Raw genomic sequence first — 640 nt, 5'->3', positions numbered from 1 at the left:
CATCGCCGCCGTCAGTCGTTCGCCCGCCGGGGCGTCGGACAGCGCGGCATCATCCAGAAAGTCGTTAATATCGCCCAGGCGGGACGCCGGGGTCAGGTTGATTTTGTCAAACAGGGAAGCGTAAACGCTCTCTTTTTCCAGTACAGCGGTCTGCCCCTGCGCGGGGGCGGTTTCAGTATTTACAGACATCAGCATATTCCCGGTTAATCCATTAAATAACGCACGCCGTTTATTTCGGGGCCAGCGCGCTCATTTCGTCGCGTAATTCCTGCGTCAGCGCCGGGTCTTTCAGGATTTTCTCAAGCTCTTTTCTGAAAGTGGCGTTATCAAGCAGGTTGGATTTGAGGTCGCGTAATAAATTCCGCATCGCCAGCATGGCGCGGAGCTGGGGGATCTGGCGGGCCACCTGCTCCGGTTCGAAATCTTTCATATCGGCGAAGCGGAGCTGAATATTTTCTTCGGCGCTATCGCCGGCCAGCGTGTTCTGTACCGTGAGGCTGATTTCCGGGCTGAATTCCGAAAGTACGCTGTTGAAGTTATTTTTATTGACGTTGATTTTTGCTCTTTCCGATAATGGCCGGTCTTCTTTGCCATTACTGAAATCACCGATGGTGAGGAGTTTCAGCGGCAGCTCGACTTT

General features: G+C 53.4%; 1 protein-coding gene and 1 pseudogene. Both read right to left on the bottom strand.

The genetic code is table 11. From position 1 onward, the window contains the following. Positions 1 to 189, bottom strand: a pseudogene (locus tag SIK97_RS01005) (type VI secretion system contractile sheath large subunit); the annotation flags it as partial. A gap of 40 nt (positions 190 to 229) precedes the next feature. Beyond that, positions 230 to 640: type VI secretion system contractile sheath small subunit (gene tssB, locus SIK97_RS01000; protein WP_319610919.1), on the bottom strand; the 411-nt coding region annotated here is incomplete at its 5' end.

Source organism: Klebsiella sp. JN_Kp126 (assembly GCF_033843325.1).
GTDB classification, from domain to species: domain Bacteria; phylum Pseudomonadota; class Gammaproteobacteria; order Enterobacterales; family Enterobacteriaceae; genus Klebsiella; species Klebsiella michiganensis.
Note: the sequence above shows the minus strand (reverse complement) of the source record. Positions and strands in the feature narration are given on the sequence as shown.